General features: G+C 39.4%; 18 protein-coding genes and 1 pseudogene. All 19 read left to right on the forward strand.

Translation table 11 applies throughout. The annotated features are described in order from the left end of the window. Nucleotides 1-493: 493 nt before the first annotated feature. Complete coding sequence (locus IM477_RS14805; RefSeq protein WP_287732345.1) at nucleotides 494-1,309, forward strand: 6-hydroxymethylpterin diphosphokinase MptE-like protein; 816 nt, start codon at nucleotides 494-496, stop codon at nucleotides 1,307-1,309. A 21-nt stretch (nucleotides 1,310-1,330) separates the two neighbouring features. After that, nucleotides 1,331-2,308 carry a glycosyltransferase family 2 protein gene (locus tag IM477_RS14810; RefSeq protein ID WP_287732347.1) on the forward strand — a complete coding sequence of 326 codons (978 nt, stop codon included), beginning with the start codon at nucleotides 1,331-1,333 and terminating at the stop codon, nucleotides 2,306-2,308. Continuing rightward, complete coding sequence (locus IM477_RS14815; protein ID WP_287732349.1) at nucleotides 2,292-2,945, forward strand: cyclase family protein; 654 nt, start codon at nucleotides 2,292-2,294, stop codon at nucleotides 2,943-2,945. Before IM477_RS14810 ends, IM477_RS14815 begins: the two co-directional genes overlap by 17 nt. A gap of 31 nt (nucleotides 2,946-2,976) precedes the next feature. Next, the gene (locus IM477_RS14820) at nucleotides 2,977-3,654 is read left to right on the forward strand and encodes an acylneuraminate cytidylyltransferase family protein (RefSeq protein WP_287732351.1); all 678 of its coding nucleotides are present in this window, start codon (nucleotides 2,977-2,979) and stop codon (nucleotides 3,652-3,654) included. Next, the gene (locus IM477_RS14825) at nucleotides 3,651-4,589 is read left to right on the forward strand and encodes a phosphoglycerate dehydrogenase (protein ID WP_287732353.1); all 939 of its coding nucleotides are present in this window, start codon (nucleotides 3,651-3,653) and stop codon (nucleotides 4,587-4,589) included. The genes IM477_RS14820 and IM477_RS14825 overlap by 4 nt, the downstream gene beginning before the upstream one ends. Nucleotides 4,590-4,592: 3 nt before the next feature. Next, nucleotides 4,593-5,327 carry an SDR family NAD(P)-dependent oxidoreductase gene (locus IM477_RS14830; RefSeq protein WP_287732355.1) on the forward strand — a complete coding sequence of 245 codons (735 nt, stop codon included), beginning with the start codon at nucleotides 4,593-4,595 and terminating at the stop codon, nucleotides 5,325-5,327. 3 nt (nucleotides 5,328-5,330) lie between these two features. Continuing rightward, on the forward strand, nucleotides 5,331-6,116 hold the full coding sequence (locus IM477_RS14835; protein WP_287732357.1) for an FkbM family methyltransferase: 786 nt from the start codon (nucleotides 5,331-5,333) through the stop codon (nucleotides 6,114-6,116). Nucleotides 6,117-6,145: 29 nt separating this feature from the next. Further along, nucleotides 6,146-7,093: a class I SAM-dependent methyltransferase gene (locus IM477_RS14840; protein WP_287732359.1), complete on the forward strand. Its 948-nt coding sequence runs from the start codon at nucleotides 6,146-6,148 to the stop codon at nucleotides 7,091-7,093. Beyond that, a complete protein-coding gene (locus tag IM477_RS14845) occupies nucleotides 7,080-8,024 on the forward strand; it encodes an FkbM family methyltransferase (protein WP_287732361.1) in 945 nt (314 codons plus the stop codon). The genes IM477_RS14840 and IM477_RS14845 overlap by 14 nt, the downstream gene beginning before the upstream one ends. A gap of 67 nt (nucleotides 8,025-8,091) precedes the next feature. Continuing rightward, nucleotides 8,092-9,546, forward strand: coding sequence for a hypothetical protein (locus IM477_RS14850; protein WP_287732363.1), 1,455 nt, complete (start codon nucleotides 8,092-8,094; stop codon nucleotides 9,544-9,546). 514 nt (nucleotides 9,547-10,060) lie between these two features. Next, complete coding sequence (locus tag IM477_RS14855) at nucleotides 10,061-11,113, forward strand: hypothetical protein (protein WP_287732364.1); 1,053 nt, start codon at nucleotides 10,061-10,063, stop codon at nucleotides 11,111-11,113. A 643-nt stretch (nucleotides 11,114-11,756) separates the two neighbouring features. Continuing rightward, nucleotides 11,757-12,050, forward strand: a complete 294-nt coding sequence (locus IM477_RS14860) for a hypothetical protein (protein WP_287732365.1) — start codon at nucleotides 11,757-11,759, stop codon at nucleotides 12,048-12,050. 141 nt (nucleotides 12,051-12,191) lie between these two features. Beyond that, on the forward strand, nucleotides 12,192-12,512 hold the full coding sequence (locus IM477_RS14865) for a DUF433 domain-containing protein (protein WP_287732366.1): 321 nt from the start codon (nucleotides 12,192-12,194) through the stop codon (nucleotides 12,510-12,512). A gap of 8 nt (nucleotides 12,513-12,520) precedes the next feature. After that, entirely contained in the window at nucleotides 12,521-12,874 is a 354-nt protein-coding gene (locus tag IM477_RS14870) for a DUF5615 family PIN-like protein (protein ID WP_287684057.1), read from the forward strand. A gap of 254 nt (nucleotides 12,875-13,128) precedes the next feature. Further along, nucleotides 13,129-13,845, forward strand: a complete 717-nt coding sequence (locus tag IM477_RS14875) for a Uma2 family endonuclease (protein WP_287732368.1) — start codon at nucleotides 13,129-13,131, stop codon at nucleotides 13,843-13,845. Nucleotides 13,846-14,422: 577 nt separating this feature from the next. Then, nucleotides 14,423-15,343 carry a diadenylate cyclase CdaA gene (cdaA, locus tag IM477_RS14880; RefSeq protein WP_287732369.1) on the forward strand — a complete coding sequence of 307 codons (921 nt, stop codon included), beginning with the start codon at nucleotides 14,423-14,425 and terminating at the stop codon, nucleotides 15,341-15,343. Next, on the forward strand, nucleotides 15,340-16,089 hold the full coding sequence (uppS, locus tag IM477_RS14885) for a polyprenyl diphosphate synthase (protein ID WP_079208016.1): 750 nt from the start codon (nucleotides 15,340-15,342) through the stop codon (nucleotides 16,087-16,089). Before cdaA ends, uppS begins: the two co-directional genes overlap by 4 nt. Nucleotides 16,090-16,345: 256 nt before the next feature. Beyond that, nucleotides 16,346-16,660, forward strand: a complete 315-nt coding sequence (locus IM477_RS14890; protein ID WP_002738222.1) for a DUF1825 family protein — start codon at nucleotides 16,346-16,348, stop codon at nucleotides 16,658-16,660. Nucleotides 16,661-16,790: 130 nt separating this feature from the next. After that, a pseudogene (locus tag IM477_RS14895) lies at nucleotides 16,791-17,327 on the forward strand (hypothetical protein); the annotation flags it as partial. Nucleotides 17,328-17,459: the final 132 nt, after the last annotated feature.

Genomic DNA, 17,459 nt, shown 5'->3' on the forward strand with positions numbered 1-17,459 from the left:
AACTGTCTTGAAAGCTTCGGATTTTAACAGTGGAGATAGTGAAAATAAAATTAATGGCTCTGAAAATCCTGAAATGGGTTGACAATTTGGTCAGGGTGGGTTAGGATACCACGAGTTAACAGTAAATCCGTCTATGGCTGACTTCCAACTGACCACTCCTGTCGCCTCCCTGATTTTTGCTCGACCTGAAACGTTCCTTGAAAAAATAATTTATACGGGGAATAAATGCTGTTGTTGTCCGATGTGTGAAACTTCTTTGCGCCAATTCTATCCTGCGGGAATAGTGCCTCGTGAGAATGCTGGATGTCCTGTCGGCGGTAGTTTGGAAAGACATTGAATGATTTGGCTTTATTGGAATCACGAAACCGATTTATTTGTTCCTAGACAGAAGATGATGCTACATATTGCTCCAGCAAGTTGTTTTGTTGACAAGCTAAGTGAATGTCCGTACATGGACTATCTCAGTACTGACTTTATTTACCGGATAGTATTTATGTCTCAATTTAATAATCCAATATTAAGACAAACTCCTGACATCAATCCTTATCGCCATGCAGCCTATGAAGTGTGGAATCGTTTGAGATGGGATTTTAATCCTGAGTCACGGCGTTCTCGCCGTATTTTGAAGAATTTGAAAGATAAGTATAGTGGACAAAAATCGGTAATTGTTTGTAATGGACCCAGCTTACTAAAAAGCGATCTATCCTTACTAAAAAATATTTTTACTTTTGGTTTAAATAAAATTAACTTGCTGTTTGATGGTTCAGATTTTCGCCCCTCTTGTATTGTCGTGGTTAATCCTTTTGTTATTGAACAAAATAGTGAATTTTATAACAATACTGATATACCCATATTTGTAGATACTTGTGGGAGTAAATTGATTAAATCTAGCTCCAATGTAACTTTTCTACACTCATCAAGTCAATACAAATTTGCTCAGGACTGTTCTATTAGTGTTTTCCCGGGGTGTACTGTAACATTTGTAGCCATGCAGCTTGCTTTTCATCTGGGGTTTCAGGAAGTTGCTCTTATTGGTTGCGACCATAATTTTGCTACTAAGGGTCCGGCAAATACTGTGGTTGTTTCAGGAGAAAAGGATGATAATCATTTTGCTCCCAACTATTTTGCAGGTGGGGTTAAGTGGCAGCTTCCGGATTTAGCAGCTAGTGAGGCTGCTTACAGTTTAGCTTACGAAGTCTATTCGGCTCATGGACGCAAATTGGTTAACGCAACTGAAGGGGGAAAACTTGAAGTGTTGCCCCGAGTCAGTCTAGAAAAATTTCTGAATGGCAATTATACTACTATCTAGAGGTACTAAATAAATAACCCAATGTCTAAAGTATCTGTCGTCATACGTTGTTACAACGAAGAGGAACATATCGGGCGTTTGCTCAGTGGCATTATGGAGCAAACGCTTCAGGATATTGAGATTGTCATTGTCGATTCTGGTTCGACAGATGCTACTTTGGTGATCGCATCTCGATATCCAGTTAAAATTGTGTCTATAAAACCTGATGAGTTCTCCTTTGGGCGTTCTCTAAACAGAGGATGTCAAGCGGCAACTGGGGATTTTATTGTTATTGCAAGTGCCCATGTTTATCCGGTTTATCAAGATTGGCTTGAAAAAATTCTAGAGCCTTTTTCTGATAATAATATTGCTTTAGTTTATGGTAAACAACGTGGTAATGAGATTACTAAATATTCTGAACATCAGGTATTTGCGAAATGGTTTCCCGAACAATCTAACTATCATCAAACTCATTCCTTCTGTAATAATGCTAATGCTGCCATTAGAAGGAGTTTATGGGAGAAGTTGCCCTATGATGAAAATCTAACGGGATTGGAGGATCTAGATTGGGCAAAAAAAATACTCTCAATAGGCTATCAAATAGCCTATGTTGCTGAAGCAGCAATAGTTCATGTTCACGACGAAACAGCGAAGCGTATTTATAATAGATATTTTCGTGAGGCCTTAGCATTTAAAAAGATATTTCCCGAGGAACATTTCTACATTGGGGACTTCATAAAGTTAATTGTTGCCAATTTAATCAGTGACTACTATCACGCCTGGCATGATGGGGTTGTCTGGAAGAATTTCCTATCTATTCCAGTATTTCGTTTGATGCAGTTTTGGGGAACTTATAGGGGATTTGCTCGACATGGGGTAATCACTAGCGAATTAAAAAGGACATTTTATTATCCTAGAATGTTCTCTAGACCCACACATAATTTAGGTGGTGGAGTAGGAGAACGTATCATTGATTATGGTAAATTAACAACGGAGAATACCATTGAGAAAATACACTGATAAGTATATTGATATTTCTGTTCCTGTATCCTCTAAGTTGCCCATTTGGCCAGGCAGTCCAGAGATAAGATTTGAGCGAAATCTTGACCTAGATCAAGGAGATATTGCCAATGATACGACCATAAGATTTAGTGTTCATACTGGAACTCACGTTGATGCTCCCTTACACTTTGTTACGGGAGGGAATAGTGTTGACAAATTGCCTTTAGATGTTCTCATTGGGAGATCATTTGTCGTTGATGTAGAGGATGCTGATGTTATTTCAGCAGAAATGTTAGACAAATTAGGGATGCCCTCAGGGGTAGAACGCCTATTAATTCGTACCCGTAATTCCGCCTTATGGGGGCAAGTATCTGAGTTTCGCCCAGATTTTGTCGCTTTAACGGCAGATGCTGCTCAGTGGGTAGTTGAGCGTGGAATTAGGTTGATTGGTGTGGACTATCTTTCAGTACAACGCTTTCAAGATGGGCCAGAAACCCATATTATTCTTCTCAAATCGGAGGTAGTCATCATTGAGGGATTAAACTTGACAAATGTTACCCCAGGAGAATATAAATTAATTTGTCTGCCTCTAAAACTTGAGGGGGTAGAAGGAGCCCCTGCCCGGGTAGTTTTAGAGTCATTGTCTCCAGCTTAGGTTAATCGTTATGAATTAGAAAATCACAAGCATGGAATCACCTAAAATTGTTGCTTTTGTTCCCATGCGCCACTCTAGTGAGCGCGTACTAGGTAAAAACTATCGTCTTTTTGGGGGTAAGCCTCTCTATCATCATGTGGTCGAGAGTTTACTCAATTGCCATCAAATTAGCCAAGTGTGTATTGATACGGATAGCCCGACAATTATAGAAGATAGCAACAAGCATTTTCCCTCTGTCAAAGTTTTGTTGCGTCCGGAACATCTGCGCGATGGGATGACTCCCATGAATGATGTTCTGTTAAATTCAGTGGCACAAGTTTCGGCAGATATTTATCTACAAAGTCATAGTACGAATCCCTTACTTCGTTCAGAAACGATTTCTCAAGCAATTGATTTATTTCTCAACAATCCAGATAACGACAGTCTATTTACCGTAACTCGTTTACAGACTAGACTTTATGATGCAGAAGGTAAAGCGATTAACCACGATCCCAATATTTTATTAAGAACTCAAGACCTCCCTCCAGTTTATGAAGAAAACTCTAATCTGTATATTTTCACGGAAAAGATTTTAAAAGAAAGAAAAAACCGGATTGGTTACAAACCGTTACTTTTTGAGATGGATCGGGATGAGGCCTGGGATATTGATGAAGAAATTGATTTCCTTGTGGCTGAATTTCTCTATCTGAACCGGGAGAGCAAAGCATGAGCTATCGAGTTCTGATTACCTGTCCCCCAATGTTAGGATTGATTGATGAGTTTAGGCATCTTTTCGCAGAAAAAGGGGTAGAAATTTACTGTCCTCCTGTCAAGCAGACTCTATCAGTAGAAGAATTAAAGTCATTATTGCCTCAGTTTGACGGCTGGATTATTGGAGATGATCCGGCCAACTTAGAAGTTTTTCAAGCTGGGCGTAAAGGAAAGCTAAAGGCTGCGGTTAAGTGGGGGGTTGGGGTTGATAATGTGGACTTTAAAGCGGCTGAAAGTTTGGGGATTCCTATCACTAATACTCCTCGAATGTTTGGTGCGGAAGTGTCAGATATTGCTGTTGGGTATGTCATCGCTCTAGCCAGAGAGACTTTCTGGATAGATAGACAAGTGAGAGAAGGAAAATGGGTAAAACCTTCTGGGATTTCTTTGGGGGGGAAAACCGTCGCTCTGCTGGGGTTTGGTGACATTGGGAAAAATACGGCTAAACGTCTTTTAGCCGCCGATATGCGAATTATTGCTTACGACCCTTATTTTCAAACTGAGGAAGGACTAAAAGCAGTGGAATATAGTCTATGGGCTGATAGACTAGATGAGGCTGATTTTATTGTTCTTACCTGTGCCCTCACTCCCGAAAATTATCATTTGTTAAATGCCGAAACCCTTTCACAAAGCAAGAAGGGGGTGAGAATTGTCAATGTAGCCAGAGGCCCCCTGATTGATGAAACTGCTTTAGTCAATGCCTTAAAAACTGGTCAAGTTCATTCAGTGGCCTTGGATGTTTTTGAAAGTGAGCCACTCCCCCGAGATTCTCCCCTGCGTGGGTTTGAGCAGTGTATTTTTGGTTCTCACAATGGTTCTAATACGGTGGATGCAGTACATCGGGCAAGTAAAAAGGCGATTCAGCTATTATTTGATTTTTTAGGGATAGACTAGGTAATGCAGAAAACAGCTTTAATTACTGGAGCATTAGGAGGAATTGGACGGGCGTTATGCGCTGTTTTCCAAGCAGCCAATTATCGAGTAATCGGTTTGGATAAGGTTAAAAGCGACGACAGAGACCATCTTGAGGGTGATCTCAGGCAGATGTGTTTAAGTCAGAGTTATCGTTCAGAAGTAATTGAGCAAATCAGGGGATTTCTGAAACAATCTCATGGTCTTGACGTTCTGATTAATAATGCGGCGGTACAAATAGTGAAACCAATGGATGAGATCACTTTGGAAGACTGGTATCGGACTCTAGATATTAATCTAATAGCTCCCTTCCTTCTGGCTCAGGAGTTACTGCCAGAGTTGCAGGCGGCATCTGGATCAGTTATCAATATAGCCAGCATTCATGCTACTCTAACTAAACCAGGATTTATCTGTTATGCTACCAGCAAAGCTGCCTTGGTGGGATTAACTAAAAGCATGGCCGTTGAATTGGGGGCGAAAGTACGAGTAAATGCTATCTGTCCTGCTGCTGTGGGGACCCCCATGTTACTTGCTGGGTTTGAAGAGAAGGAGGGGTTATTTAAGGAGTTGTCTGATATGCACCCAGTTGGGAGAATTGCAGAACCGGAGGAAGTCGCCAAAGCTGCTCTCTTTCTAGCCTCAAAAGAAGCCCGGTTTATTAATGGGGCATCTCTAGAGATAGATGGCGGTATTAGTTCACGTTTACATGATCCTGTCTAAATTATGATTGTTCCGAAAATAAACATTATTGATGTTGGTGCAGTTGGGGGTTTTGACACTCCTTGGAAAAATCACCAAGATAAAATAGGTTCGAGTCTTAGCTTTGAACCTAACGAAATTCCTATACTTACCGGGCAAAAGTTACTCTATAACTGTGCTGTGTGGAATTTTGATGGTGAAGCAACATTTTATGTTTCTGGATACAATGGGACAGGTTCTTCTCTATTAGAACAAAATTTTGATTGGGTGCGTGAGAATTTTGAAAATATTCGTTTAGAAGGTAATCCAAAACTGAATGATACATGGTTTGAAAGATCTACGGTGACGAAAGAGTTTCCGTGTCCAGTAAAAAAGTTAGATACTATTCTGGCAGAGATTTATGAATCTTTAAGCGAAAGAATTCCTTTTCATTTTCTTAAAAGTGATACTCAAAGCGGTGAGTTTTTTGTTCTTGAAGGAGCAGAAAATTATCTTAAAATTGACTGTATTGGATTGGAGTTAGAACTATTTAGATATCCTCTATATCAAGGGATAGTTCTTGAAGATGAGGTTAAGCAGTATCTGAAAAATTTAGGTTTTAGAGTTGCGGGTTGGACTGGATATCAAAATTCGTTTAATTCCCAAGCTGATTATCTATTTCTGCGAGAGAAGCCCCGTTCTAGTGAGGAAGAAAATATGATTAAATTAATTGAGTCAGTTTACCGACCTCGTGGTTCAGAAAGAATTATTAAGCGACAAACGCTTCTCCAACGTCTCATTTATCGAGTCAAGTCTATATCAAGAAGTTAGAAAATTAGGTTAATTAAGGAAATAAACAAATGCTCGATGATATTATCAAAGTTATTCAAGAAAGTGAAACAACTGGTTTGTTAAAAGGGAACGATGATGTAGAATTAGCAGGATTTTCTGGTACTAAACTACTAGGGACACTTCAGAGACTTGTCAAATTATTTTCTACTCAGGGAAATACCTGCTATTTGGAAATAGGAGTTTTTCAAGGACTTACTCTTTGTCTATCATCATTAGCTTGCCCAAATTTTCCTTGCTATGGAATTGATAATTTTGCTTTTTTTGATCCAGAAAAAAAGAATCTCAGCATAGTTCAAGAGAGAATAGAAAAACTTGATTTGAATAATACTCATCTAATTAACCAAGACTATGAAGACGCTCTGGAGAATTTGAGAATATATATAGGAGAAAAAAAAATAGGGGTTTATTTCATCGATGGGCCTCATGACTATCGCAGTCAACTTATGTGTTTACAACTAGCTTTACCCTATTTACATGAACAAGCTGTAATTATTGTCGATGATTCTAACTATCGTCATGTTCGGCAGGCAAATAGAGATTTTTTAGTAACTCATCCCGAATATAAGTTAATTTTTGAAGCCTATACACCTTGCCATCCCCAAAACATGACATCAGAACAAGAACAACAAGCAAGAAAAGGGTGGTGGAATGGAGTAAACATTATTGTGAGAGATCCAGAACAAAAATTGTCGCCTATGTATCCGCCAACAGAAAGAAGTCGTGAACTTTATGAAAATGAACATATTATTCATTCGTCCAAATTTGCAGAACTCGCTCCTAATACCATTGAACTTATTACTAAACTTGAGCATTTGAATTTATTTGGTTTCTTTAAACAGCTTGGGTTAATTAAATACCGATTGATAAAAAATGATAATTACAACAGAGCCAAATATTATCATCTTAATACATACAGTGATATCTTACCTGAACAAAGATACAATGATCCAAAATAAAAAATTGAAGGTCGAAAAAATAGTCTTAGAAAGTAACAAAAAACCAATGATAGCAAACGAATTTTTCAAAAAAATAATCAGAAAAATATTATCTATAATAATATTGGAAGAAAAAATTGATTTTCAAGAATTTGTTCTCAGGGTAAATAATAAAGATAAAGGAGGACTTCTATATAGAGATAAAAACTATTGGGCAGAACTTAGTTGTCCGATTTATCAAGAGATAGTCGAAACTTTCAAACCAACATTTTTTTTAGATATTGGTGCAAATTACGGGTTTACATCTCTAGTTCACTTTGTAAAAAATCCAGAATGTAAAATTATTGCAGTAGAACCTTCTTCAATACTAATACCTTATTTGCAAAAGAACTTGAAGGAGAATAGCTGCTGTAATTTTGATATAGTTAACTCTGTATGTACAGACCAAGAGCAAAAACAAAGAGAACAAATATTTTCTCTAAATCCGAATTCCAGTCAAGATAATCGTGTCATCGGGTTAAAGGGCTGGAAATCTACTAAAGTATCTTGTACAACCATAGATTCTTTGTTGGTGAATGTAACAGATAATGATCGTATCTTTATTAAAATTGATACTCAAGGTTTTGAGGAAAAAGTTTTTAAAGGAGGAGAGAAGTTTTTTAAATCAAATATAAACTGGATTGTTAAATCTGAATTTGCCCCTCACTGGTTGACCTCGCAAGGTTCTGATCCTCAAAATGTTTTGGAATATTTAATTAATTTGTATATGGTATTTGAACTTCCTAAGAGAAGTCGTTTTAAAGATTCAATAGATACAGTAATAAGATATCCTATAAACAAGTTAGATATTCCTGAATTTGTTGATTATATACAAAAATTAGCTAATGGATATGGGTGGTGCGACATCCTCGTTTTGCCCAGAGACCTCTATCACAAATTTTACAAATCATGAAAAATGTAGGAGTGATGAGAAGAATCAAAAAAATTAAATTTTCCTACCTGAGTGACTTGTGCCAGCCATGAAACTTCTTCAGAAAATTTGGTCTTCTCCTACTCTAATGACTTGGGGAAGTTTCGCTACAAATTCCCTTAGTTTAGTTATTGTTCTCCCTTTGATATTGATAAAACTGAATACTGAAGAAATTGTCGTTTGGTATCTTTTCAGTACGATCATTGGGTTACAAATTTTAGTTGATTTGGGATTTAGCCCAACATTCTCACGAGTGATCGCCTATTCGATAGGGGGGGCTAGTTCTACTGATCTCAAAGATTTTCGAGAAGTTAGCCAGAAAAAAGATTTTCAGAACTGTCAGCCTAACTGGAATACCGTTAATAAAATTTGTTCCACTATGGGTGTCATTTATGACCGCTTAACAATTATTTTAATCTCTCTTTTAGGTGTTTTTGGAACATTAGCCCTATTGAGGCCTATTTCTCTAATGCCCAATTATCAGTGGGGATGGGCTTCTTGGGCAGTTATTTTGTTAGCGTCAGCAGTTACTTTAAAAGGCAATATATATAACTCCTATCTTCAAGGAGTTAATAAAATTGCGTTATTGCGTCGCTGGGATATTATTACTTCACTAGCTTCAATTATAACCAGTTTTCTTGTTTTAGGTATGGGAGGTGGTTTACTGGGATTAGTTCTTTCTAATCAAGGTTGGATGATCTTAAAGATATGGCGAGATAGATACTTAGCTAGAACTGTCTATGAAGCTAAATTTCAAACCTTCGCTGAAAAAAAACTAAATCAAGAAATTTTTGCGGCAGTTTGGCCTAGTGCTTGGCGGAGTGGATTGGGAGTTTTTATGAGTTATGGATTAATTCAGTTGAGTAGTGTTCTTTATGCTCAAATCGGTTCTATCGGCCAAGTCGCATCTTACCTATTATCCTTACGTTTGATCCAAGCCGTCAGCCAATTTTCTAATGCGCCTTTTTATACCAAGTTACCCCTTTTAGCTAAACTGCGAGCGGAAGGGAATATAAATCAACAAATCTTACTTGCTAAAAGGGCAATGACATTGGGATATTGGACTTATTTAATAGGATTTCTCATCTTGGGCATTTTATCTAAACCTTTACTGCAATTAATTGGGAGTAATGCCAATTTTGCAGAACCTCGATTATGGTCACTGATGGGCTTATCTCTTTTTGCAGAACGCTATGGTGCGATGCACATTCAACTCTATAGTACAACTAATCACATCGTTTGGCATATTGTCACTGGCGTATCTGGAGTAATTTATGCTATAGTTAGTTTATCTTTACTACCCAAAATAGGTGTTTATGCTTTCCCTATCGGACTTTTGGCTGGATATTTGGGATTTTATTGCTGGTATTCCGCTAGATACTCCTATAAGGCATTTGGCTTGAAATTTTGGTCTTTCGAGAAATCTGTGATGATTCCCCCATTATTCATGCTGCTGTGCTACACTGCTTACAGTTTATTAAACTCGTTAGGGCTAATCACTTAAGGTAAAATGACCGAAGGATATTTATGTCTCAAGTTGTTCATCCAATATTAATACAAAATCCTGACATCAATCCTTATCTCTATGCATCCTATGGAGTCTGGAATCGCTTGAAATGGTATTTTAACCCCAAGTCATGCCTTTATCGCCGTACACTGAATAGTTTAACAGACAAGTATAATGCACAAAAAGTCATAATTGCCTGTAATATATATAGGTCATTGAAAAGTAATTTATCATTGTTAAATAATACTTTTGCTTTTGGGTTAAATAAAATTTATCTGCTGTTTGATGAATCAGAATTCATACCTTGAATAATTTGCTAGTTTTTATGACAAAATAGCGTAATCAATTATCAAAAAGTTATGAGTCCAGAGTAGTTTTTATAATAGAATTTTGGTTTTGTATTATGTTTTTTTTGATCTTATCTACCTCGATCTCAATATGGGTTTCTTTTGTAATCTTAAATATAGTCAAAAAAGATCAGTTTTTGTACTTTTTAATGTTTTTTGTTTACTTGGCTTGGCATTTACCAGCTATTCTTTCCATTGTTTTACCTTTTGATTATTTTGTGATTAAAGAACAAAGTTTTGTGATAGTACTATTAGTTTTTTGTGTGATACACCTTATTCAATATGCTGGTGCTTTAGCTTACCTAAAAAGTATTAAATATTTAAAAAATCAACAAATAATAAAGTGGTATTTTTCTAGCTACCCGGTTAAATCAACGCAAAATTCATCCGTCTTGTTATTGTATGTAGTACTAGGATATATCGCCTGTATTTTCTCATTTCTTGACAAAGTATCACGAGGTTTCTCGTTATCTTTTGACTCGATAGCTGATAATCGTGCATATGTGCTGGAACAACTGTCTGAAGCATCGGCGGAAACAACTGTTTATTCTTTTATTTCAAGCTTTTTCTCTGGGTTTATCTATTATTTACTCTTCTTTTCTTTTGAAAATAAAAATGGCATTATCAAAATTAAATGGATATACGTTTTGCCATTCTCGATCTATTCTGTTATGATATTTATTCTGGGACATAAGTCATATATATTACCTGGTCTAATAATAATATTTATAAAATATATATATGAAAAAAAAATAACCTTTAAAAAGACTATCATATATTTTTTGATAATATCATTTATTACTATAAGTATTGCAGTATCCCAACAACTGTTGCGTGACAAGAAGTCATACGATGTAATTTCTCCACAAGAACAATTCTCTCGGATAGGACTTAAAATCAATTATGATCACCCATTAGCTCAACTTATTGACAATAGTCCTAACAATGTTTATCTATCTTTAGCAATGTTATATCTTTACTACGGGGTTCAGTATGATATGCTATATGTTAATATTACGAGTTTTGATGAGCCTATTATACCATTAGGTGCTTGGACAGTGCCTCTATTATATAGGAGATACCAGAGCATTTTTGATCTTCCTAATTTGAAAGGTATAGAAGATTTAAGGGAGACAGTTCATGGAAATATACAGAAAAGTTATATAGCGGTGTGCAGTCGTATGAGGTACAGTGTCACGAGCTATAAACCATGCTAGGCAAAGCTTGGTCTGTATCTCACTCAAGCGCTTACCGCTATAATGTATTTCCGAGAGTGTGGGGAACTATGTTTTTACCTTTATACCTAGAAGGAGGCTTTCTATTGATATTTGTCTTTATTATAATAACAATTTATTTGAACTTCTATTTAGTAATAAAATATATATAGCGGTGTGCAGTCGTATGAGGTACAGTTTCACGAGCTATAAACCATGCTAGGCAAAGCTTGGTCTGTATCTCACTCAAGCGCTTACCGCTATATTAAATTTTTCAAAAAACTCTGTAATTAACTTGATTATATTTAATGTTATATTAATATACGGAGTCATGATTTCTCCCTTTAGTAGTACGAGTCTTCTTACATTAGTTATTGCTGCTGGGGTGTATCCCTATATTAGACCTCTTGCAAAAATATTTTCTGCCATAATCAAAGGTTAACTAGAATGAATATTGATCCTGCAAAATCTGGGACATCCTACAGAAGCGACTCTTCTCGTTTGGTTTTTCTGGTTTTCGTGTGTTACCTTTTGTTATGAATTAAAGCAAGCAAACAGCTTAAGTCGAAGATGTTCAAAATTTGTTGATATCCCTTCCTAAATAGTGCTACACTATGTACACAATGCGTACACAACGAGAGAGACTATGGATAAGCATGACATCGAGAAAATTGGGGTGCGAGAATTTCGGAGCGAACTCCCTAAATACCTATACGGTGAGACTCCCGTTGAGGTACTACGTCACGCTCATACTGTTGGGTTCTATTTCCCCGTTAAACAGGGGAGTAAAAGCGCAGATATCGCTGCCTTACAAGCGGTGGCCGCTCAATTGGAGTACCTGTTAAGTCAAAAGGGACTTTCCGAGGACGACATTGTTCGTGAGTTTCGTCAGCTGCGTGAAGCGGACAGAGCGAATCAGAGAAAGGAGCTAGACGAGTGAGACTCAAATTCGTCGTTCTCGACGCTGGTATCATCATAAGAAATAGACATCTCCAAAAATCTATACCCCAGTCCTAGCAATGGTATTCCTACTTGGTAATGGGATTTCTTATCCTTTTAGCTAAACAGCAACATTGCTCCTATGAAATTAGCCTCCATTCCGACAAAACAGTACATCGAGCAACGAGAAGAAGAATATTGGCTCAAAGGAACTCGTATCTCCCTTGATTCAGTTGTCTATTCTTTCTTGAACGGAGAATCCCCCGAAAGCATTGCCCAAAATTTCCCACTCCTTTCCCTCGAACAGGTTTATGGCGCGATCGCTTTCTATCTGGCCAATCGAGAGCTTGTCGATGCCTATCTGAAAAAGGGTGAAGCCGAGTTTCAGGGACTACAACAGTCTTGTAGAGAAAGGAGTCCTTTGCTGTACCAAAAATTGAAGGCAGCTCAAGCCCAGAAGTAGAGGGCAGCATGACAGAAATTCGCTTTCAGGCTGATGCGGATCTTAGACAGGCAATTGTGACTGGTGCAGTCCGCAGACAACCAAATCTGGATTTTCAGTCAGCTAATGAAGCAGGGCTTGAAGGAATAAAAGATCTAGCAGTTTTAACCATTGCAGCACGGGATGGTAGGGTGCTGGTCACGCACGATCGCAAAACCATGCCGACTGAGTTTGGTCAATTCATCATGTCGCAAACGAGTTCTGGTGTTCTAATTCTTTCTCAGAATCTTGCAATCAGCGAAGCGATCAATGCAATTATCTTAGTGTGGGAAGCATCTACGGCTGAGGAATGGATCAATCAGATTATGACTTTTCCATTTTAAATGGCTACACACGGTTTGGTTTGAAATCCTCGGAAAATGCTGCATAACCTTAGCAATCCACCGCAATACGCACCGACCCAGTGAAAGAAACTGCCCCCGCTTAATAAGTATATGTGCTTAACAAAAATCTAATTTCCTAGAAGAAGGCTATAATCACCATAGTATTTTGCCCCCATCTCAATTCTAGCCAGTAGATTATTTTCCCTAGTGCTAGAGGAAAAAGCTCCTTAAGTCTAATCACCAGCGTGACTCCGATGACTTCAACTATTGCTCCTTCTCGACTTTCACTGCCTACCCAAGATGAATTGCCCTGCGATGACGGCGTTCCCATGGAAACCCAACGACATAAACTCCAGATGGATATACTCATAGATGCCTTGTTCCCCTGGTTAGCTGCTAGGGAAGATGGCTATGTAGGCGGCAATATGTTCGTTTATTTCAGTGCCGCACAGTTAAAAAGCGAGGACTTTCGCGGTCCCGATTTCTTTGCTGTCCTGGGGGTTCCTAAAGGGGAAAGAAAAAGTTGGGTGGTTTGGCAAGAAGGGAAAGCTCCCGACGTGGTTATCGAACTCCTTTCCGAAAGTACCGCTCAACAGGATAAAACTGAAAAGAAAGCCATCTATCAAGACCGTTTGCGAGTGCCAGAATATTTCTGGTACGATCCCTTTAATCCTGAAGACTGGGCGGGTTTTATCCTCAGAGACGGCAACTACGAGCCATTATCTCTAGAGACGGGAGAAAGATTTTTCAGTCAAAGGCTAGGGTTAACTTTGGTACGCTGGCAAGGGGAGTATAAGGGAGTCGAGGCAGTTTGGCTGCGTTGGGCGACTTTTGCCGGCGATTTACTGCCCACGGAGTCAGAGCTAACTGAACAGGAAAGGATGCGGGCTGAACAGGAGAAAATGCGGGCTGAGGATTTACAAGCATTGCTTCAACGCTATCGAGAGCGTTTTGGAGATTTGCCAGAATAAATCTAGATATTGACCAGCTAAAGTACAATAACTCTCCAGAAAGCTAATAGGATAGGAGCATCAAGCATAGACAACCAATAACCTTAGAAAACTCTTGTTCGCTTTCCGGTGTTAGCTGGTTAAAATTTTTCTTTACCGAAAAATTGGGTTTAAAGCCTCGCCCTTTTAGGGCGACTTTATATGATGTATAATATTAAGAATAGCGGGCAGGGTAAGCAACCGCTTAAAAAACCCAGTCATCGCCGGATGAACGCACCTTGAAAACCAGAGTTATGGGGTTCTCTAGGGGAATGCTCCTATAGGTAAAAGCTCTCAGCGTCAAGTACCAGAGAAACCAAGTATTTTAGAGGTCTTGAACTGTATCGTAGGGGCCTCCGAGAACAGGCTTCTGTAAGGTCGCGAAAGTCTGAGGAGAGAACCACCTCTGGGTTGGATTTCGCCAGGAATCTAATTCAAGTGGACTCGTTGAGCCAGAAATTCACAGCAGTGATGCTAGAAGAATCCACGTCCGTTTACGGCGTGGGGTATGTCAACCACTCGACTCTCCTTAATATAAACCTCATCGCTATCGTCCCCCATGTCGGGTTTTTTTCTGGACCCTCGCCGGTTATTGTCCTGGATTCTCAGCCATGGTCTGTCAGTCCTAGACTTTGGGTTAGTTCTCCTCCTTACCTATATGCTGCTGCTAATTATCGGCGAGCGGCGTACCTTTTGGATGGTGCGAGGACTAATCTACTTAATGCTGGCCTCGGTGATTAGCGATGCCCTAGGATTGCGCTTGCTGGGGTTAGTCCTAGAAAAATTGATTTTGGGGGCAGCAGTGGCGATTGCTGTGATTTTTCAGTCGGAATTCCGCCGTTTTTTAGAATTATTGGGCAAAGGTCAAGTGTGGGAATTATTTAAAAAAAGTTCCCCCACTCCCAAGACCGATAATGTCATTGATGAGTTAGTGGACGCGGTGAAGGATCTATCTCAAAATCGCACCGGTGCGCTGATGGTATTAGAAACCAGTGGCAATCTCGACACCAGGGTGTTTGTCAATCCGGGGGTGATGCTCAATGGCCAAGTATCTAAGGAATTAATTCAAACTATTTTTCAAACTAAAACTTTACTGCACGATGGGGCCGTATTTATTCGGGGCGATCGAGTGGTGGCCGCTGGTGTTATTCTACCCTTATCGGAGCGCAGTACCTCTAGGCAATTAGGCACCCGTCATCGGGCGGCCATGGGCATTACCGAAAGGCTAGATAATTGTATCTGTATTGTGGTTTCTGAGGAAACTGGCTCGATTTCCCTCGCGTCGGGGGGGAATTTGGATCGGCCCTTAACCAGTAGTAAACTAAAAGAGCTTCTCGAAGCGAAGTTTTCTCCGTCGGGAGAGGGGGAAGTGGTCGCACCGAGTTGGGGACGTTTAGGGCGTACAATTGGCTTAAAAGGTCGTCTAATCTTAGAAAAATTCTCCCGTTCGCCCAGAGCAACCCCCAAAGATAGAAAATGACTCTTAAACCGAGCTTGTCACCAGAATTACCTACGGATTTAGATAAAAACCGTTTGCCTCAGCACGTCGCAGTGATTATGGATGGGAACGGTCGTTGGGCGAAAAGTCGTGGTTTACCGCGGATTATGGGCCATCAACGGGGAGTAGATGCACTAAAAGACTTGCTGCGCTGTTGTCGTGACTGGGGGATTCCCGCTTTAACCGCTTATGCTTTTTCTACAGAAAATTGGGGTCGTCCCCTGGAAGAAGTCGAGTTTTTAATGACTCTATTCGAGCGGGTTTTGCGGCGGGAATTAGAAGAAATGATGCAGCAAAATGTCAAAATTCGCTTTATTGGTAATTTATCAGCCTTGCCAGAGTCTTTAAGACGGGAAATTGCTAAATCTCAAGCAGAAACTAGCAAAAATTCCGGTATTCAATTTACGGTAGCTACTAATTATGGTGGCCGAGAGGAAATCGTACAAGCTTGTCAGGCGATCGCTCGTCAGGTGCAACAGGGTTTAGTCTCCCCGGAAGCGATCGATGAATCTCTCTTTGAACAGTATCTTTATACTGCCGGGATTCCTAACCCAGACCTGTTAATTCGCAGTAGTGGGGAAATGCGAATTAGTAATTTTTTACTCTGGCAAATGGCCTACGCGGAAATCTATGTTACTGACACCCTCTGGCCCGATTTCGATCGAGTGCAATTTCACCGCGCTTTAAAAGATTATCAGGGTCGTCATCGTCGTTTTGGCAAATTATAAGGGCTGCAGCCCAAATTGCTCAAAATAGCCACTGTGGAGCAGTTAAAGGACAATTTTTGATTTTTACAAGAGGTCTGATCACTTTTAATTTTAACTTGCTCCCTGGGGCAACGGTTAAACTGGGACGAGAGGTCGTTTGTGATCTTCTCGATTTCCCCAATACGGTAATCCGTAAATCGGCTGGAGCTAGACTTTTTCCCAGGCTAAAATAAAATAGGGGAGAGAATAACTATCGACGATAAGCAGTTTTAAGATTATGGGATTCTTTGACTCAGAAGTGGTTCAACAGGAAGCTAGACAGCTATTTGAAGATTACCAGTCTCTCACACAACTAGGCAGCGAGTACGGTAAATTCGATCGAGAGGGTAAAATAATCTTTATCGATAGGATGGAGGAGTTAATGGAACGCTACAAGATATTTATGAAGCGTTTTGAGTTATCTGAGGATTTTTCCGCCCAAATGACCGTAGAACAGCTAAAAACCCAATTAGGTCAATTTGGCATGACTCCCCAAATGATGTTCGACCAAATGCAGCAAACCCTTGAACGGATGAAGGCAGAGATTCGCTAAAATTGCCGATATTTATCGGGTATTGGCTGCCTTTTACCCGATAATGTCCTCTCCAGATTACTGCTCGGAAAATTGGGGTTTCTGCGGTTTTTTGAGAACAATGATCTAATAATTTTAAGTAGGTTAGCTGATGAACTCCAGGCCAGATTCACAAGAGAATATTGAGCCACCTCAGTATAGTGAAAAAACTAACCGCATTCAGGCAATCAGTCAACTGATTAAGGCAATAACCCCGTTAATTTGGGCTATAGTTGTTCTAGTGGTTATCTTGCCTCTTTTAGGGAAAATTTGGCTAGGAACTGCCGGCAATGAACCGTTAAAAACTAGGGTTGCTACCGAAACTAACCTAGAGATTCCCATCACTATACCCGAAAAATCTAACAGTCAAATCGATCGGGAGATTAGCCAAGCTTTACAGACAGCGAGAGCAAATTCTCAAAGCTTCGCCCTAGGAGAAATTGAGGGATGGGTGGAGGAGTTGATGACACGAGTAGATCAGGGTTTTCTGCCTTGGTATTTTAACTATTTCAATCAAAAACAATTTGAGGGCAAGGCCTTTTTAAGCGGATTATACTCCTCGATCGCTCACTGGGTCAATACAGATAATCCACCCCCGGAACAGGTGGTGGCAGAAAATTTGACCAAAACTATTCAAACCGAGTTTACCTAAAATGTCGGATGAATGCCCCCGCTAGATTTTTCGACAAGATACTCACCTTTGCGGGGGATGAAATCCGACCAGAATATCAACCGCGAAGCACGATTTTAATTCTACCATTTGTAGGTAAACTGTGTTATA

Origin of the sequence: Microcystis sp. M090S1, assembly GCF_020246295.1 — a bacterium.
Lineage (GTDB): Bacteria > Cyanobacteriota > Cyanobacteriia > Cyanobacteriales > Microcystaceae > Microcystis > Microcystis aeruginosa.

Excerpts from the sequence above, each read along its gene's own strand:
- IM477_RS14805 (WP_287732345.1), top strand. The coding sequence starts at position 494 with ATGTCTCAATTTAATAATCCAATATTAAGACAAACTCCTGACATCAAT.
- IM477_RS14810 (WP_287732347.1), top strand. The coding sequence starts at position 1,331 with ATGTCTAAAGTATCTGTCGTCATACGTTGTTACAACGAAGAGGAACAT.
- IM477_RS14820 (WP_287732351.1), top strand. The coding sequence starts at position 2,977 with ATGGAATCACCTAAAATTGTTGCTTTTGTTCCCATGCGCCACTCTAGT.
- IM477_RS14825 (WP_287732353.1), top strand. The coding sequence starts at position 3,651 with ATGAGCTATCGAGTTCTGATTACCTGTCCCCCAATGTTAGGATTGATT.
- IM477_RS14830 (WP_287732355.1), top strand. The coding sequence starts at position 4,593 with ATGCAGAAAACAGCTTTAATTACTGGAGCATTAGGAGGAATTGGACGG.
- IM477_RS14835 (WP_287732357.1), top strand. The coding sequence starts at position 5,331 with ATGATTGTTCCGAAAATAAACATTATTGATGTTGGTGCAGTTGGGGGT.
- IM477_RS14840 (WP_287732359.1), top strand. The coding sequence starts at position 6,146 with ATGCTCGATGATATTATCAAAGTTATTCAAGAAAGTGAAACAACTGGT.
- IM477_RS14845 (WP_287732361.1), top strand. The coding sequence starts at position 7,080 with ATGATCCAAAATAAAAAATTGAAGGTCGAAAAAATAGTCTTAGAAAGT.
- IM477_RS14850 (WP_287732363.1), top strand. The coding sequence starts at position 8,092 with ATGAAACTTCTTCAGAAAATTTGGTCTTCTCCTACTCTAATGACTTGG.
- IM477_RS14860 (WP_287732365.1), top strand. The coding sequence starts at position 11,757 with ATGGATAAGCATGACATCGAGAAAATTGGGGTGCGAGAATTTCGGAGC.
- IM477_RS14865 (WP_287732366.1), top strand. The coding sequence starts at position 12,192 with ATGAAATTAGCCTCCATTCCGACAAAACAGTACATCGAGCAACGAGAA.
- IM477_RS14870 (WP_287684057.1), top strand. The coding sequence starts at position 12,521 with ATGACAGAAATTCGCTTTCAGGCTGATGCGGATCTTAGACAGGCAATT.
- IM477_RS14875 (WP_287732368.1), top strand. The coding sequence starts at position 13,129 with ATGACTTCAACTATTGCTCCTTCTCGACTTTCACTGCCTACCCAAGAT.
- cdaA (WP_287732369.1), top strand. The coding sequence starts at position 14,423 with ATGTCGGGTTTTTTTCTGGACCCTCGCCGGTTATTGTCCTGGATTCTC.
- uppS (WP_079208016.1), top strand. The coding sequence starts at position 15,340 with ATGACTCTTAAACCGAGCTTGTCACCAGAATTACCTACGGATTTAGAT.
- IM477_RS14890 (WP_002738222.1), top strand. The coding sequence starts at position 16,346 with ATGGGATTCTTTGACTCAGAAGTGGTTCAACAGGAAGCTAGACAGCTA.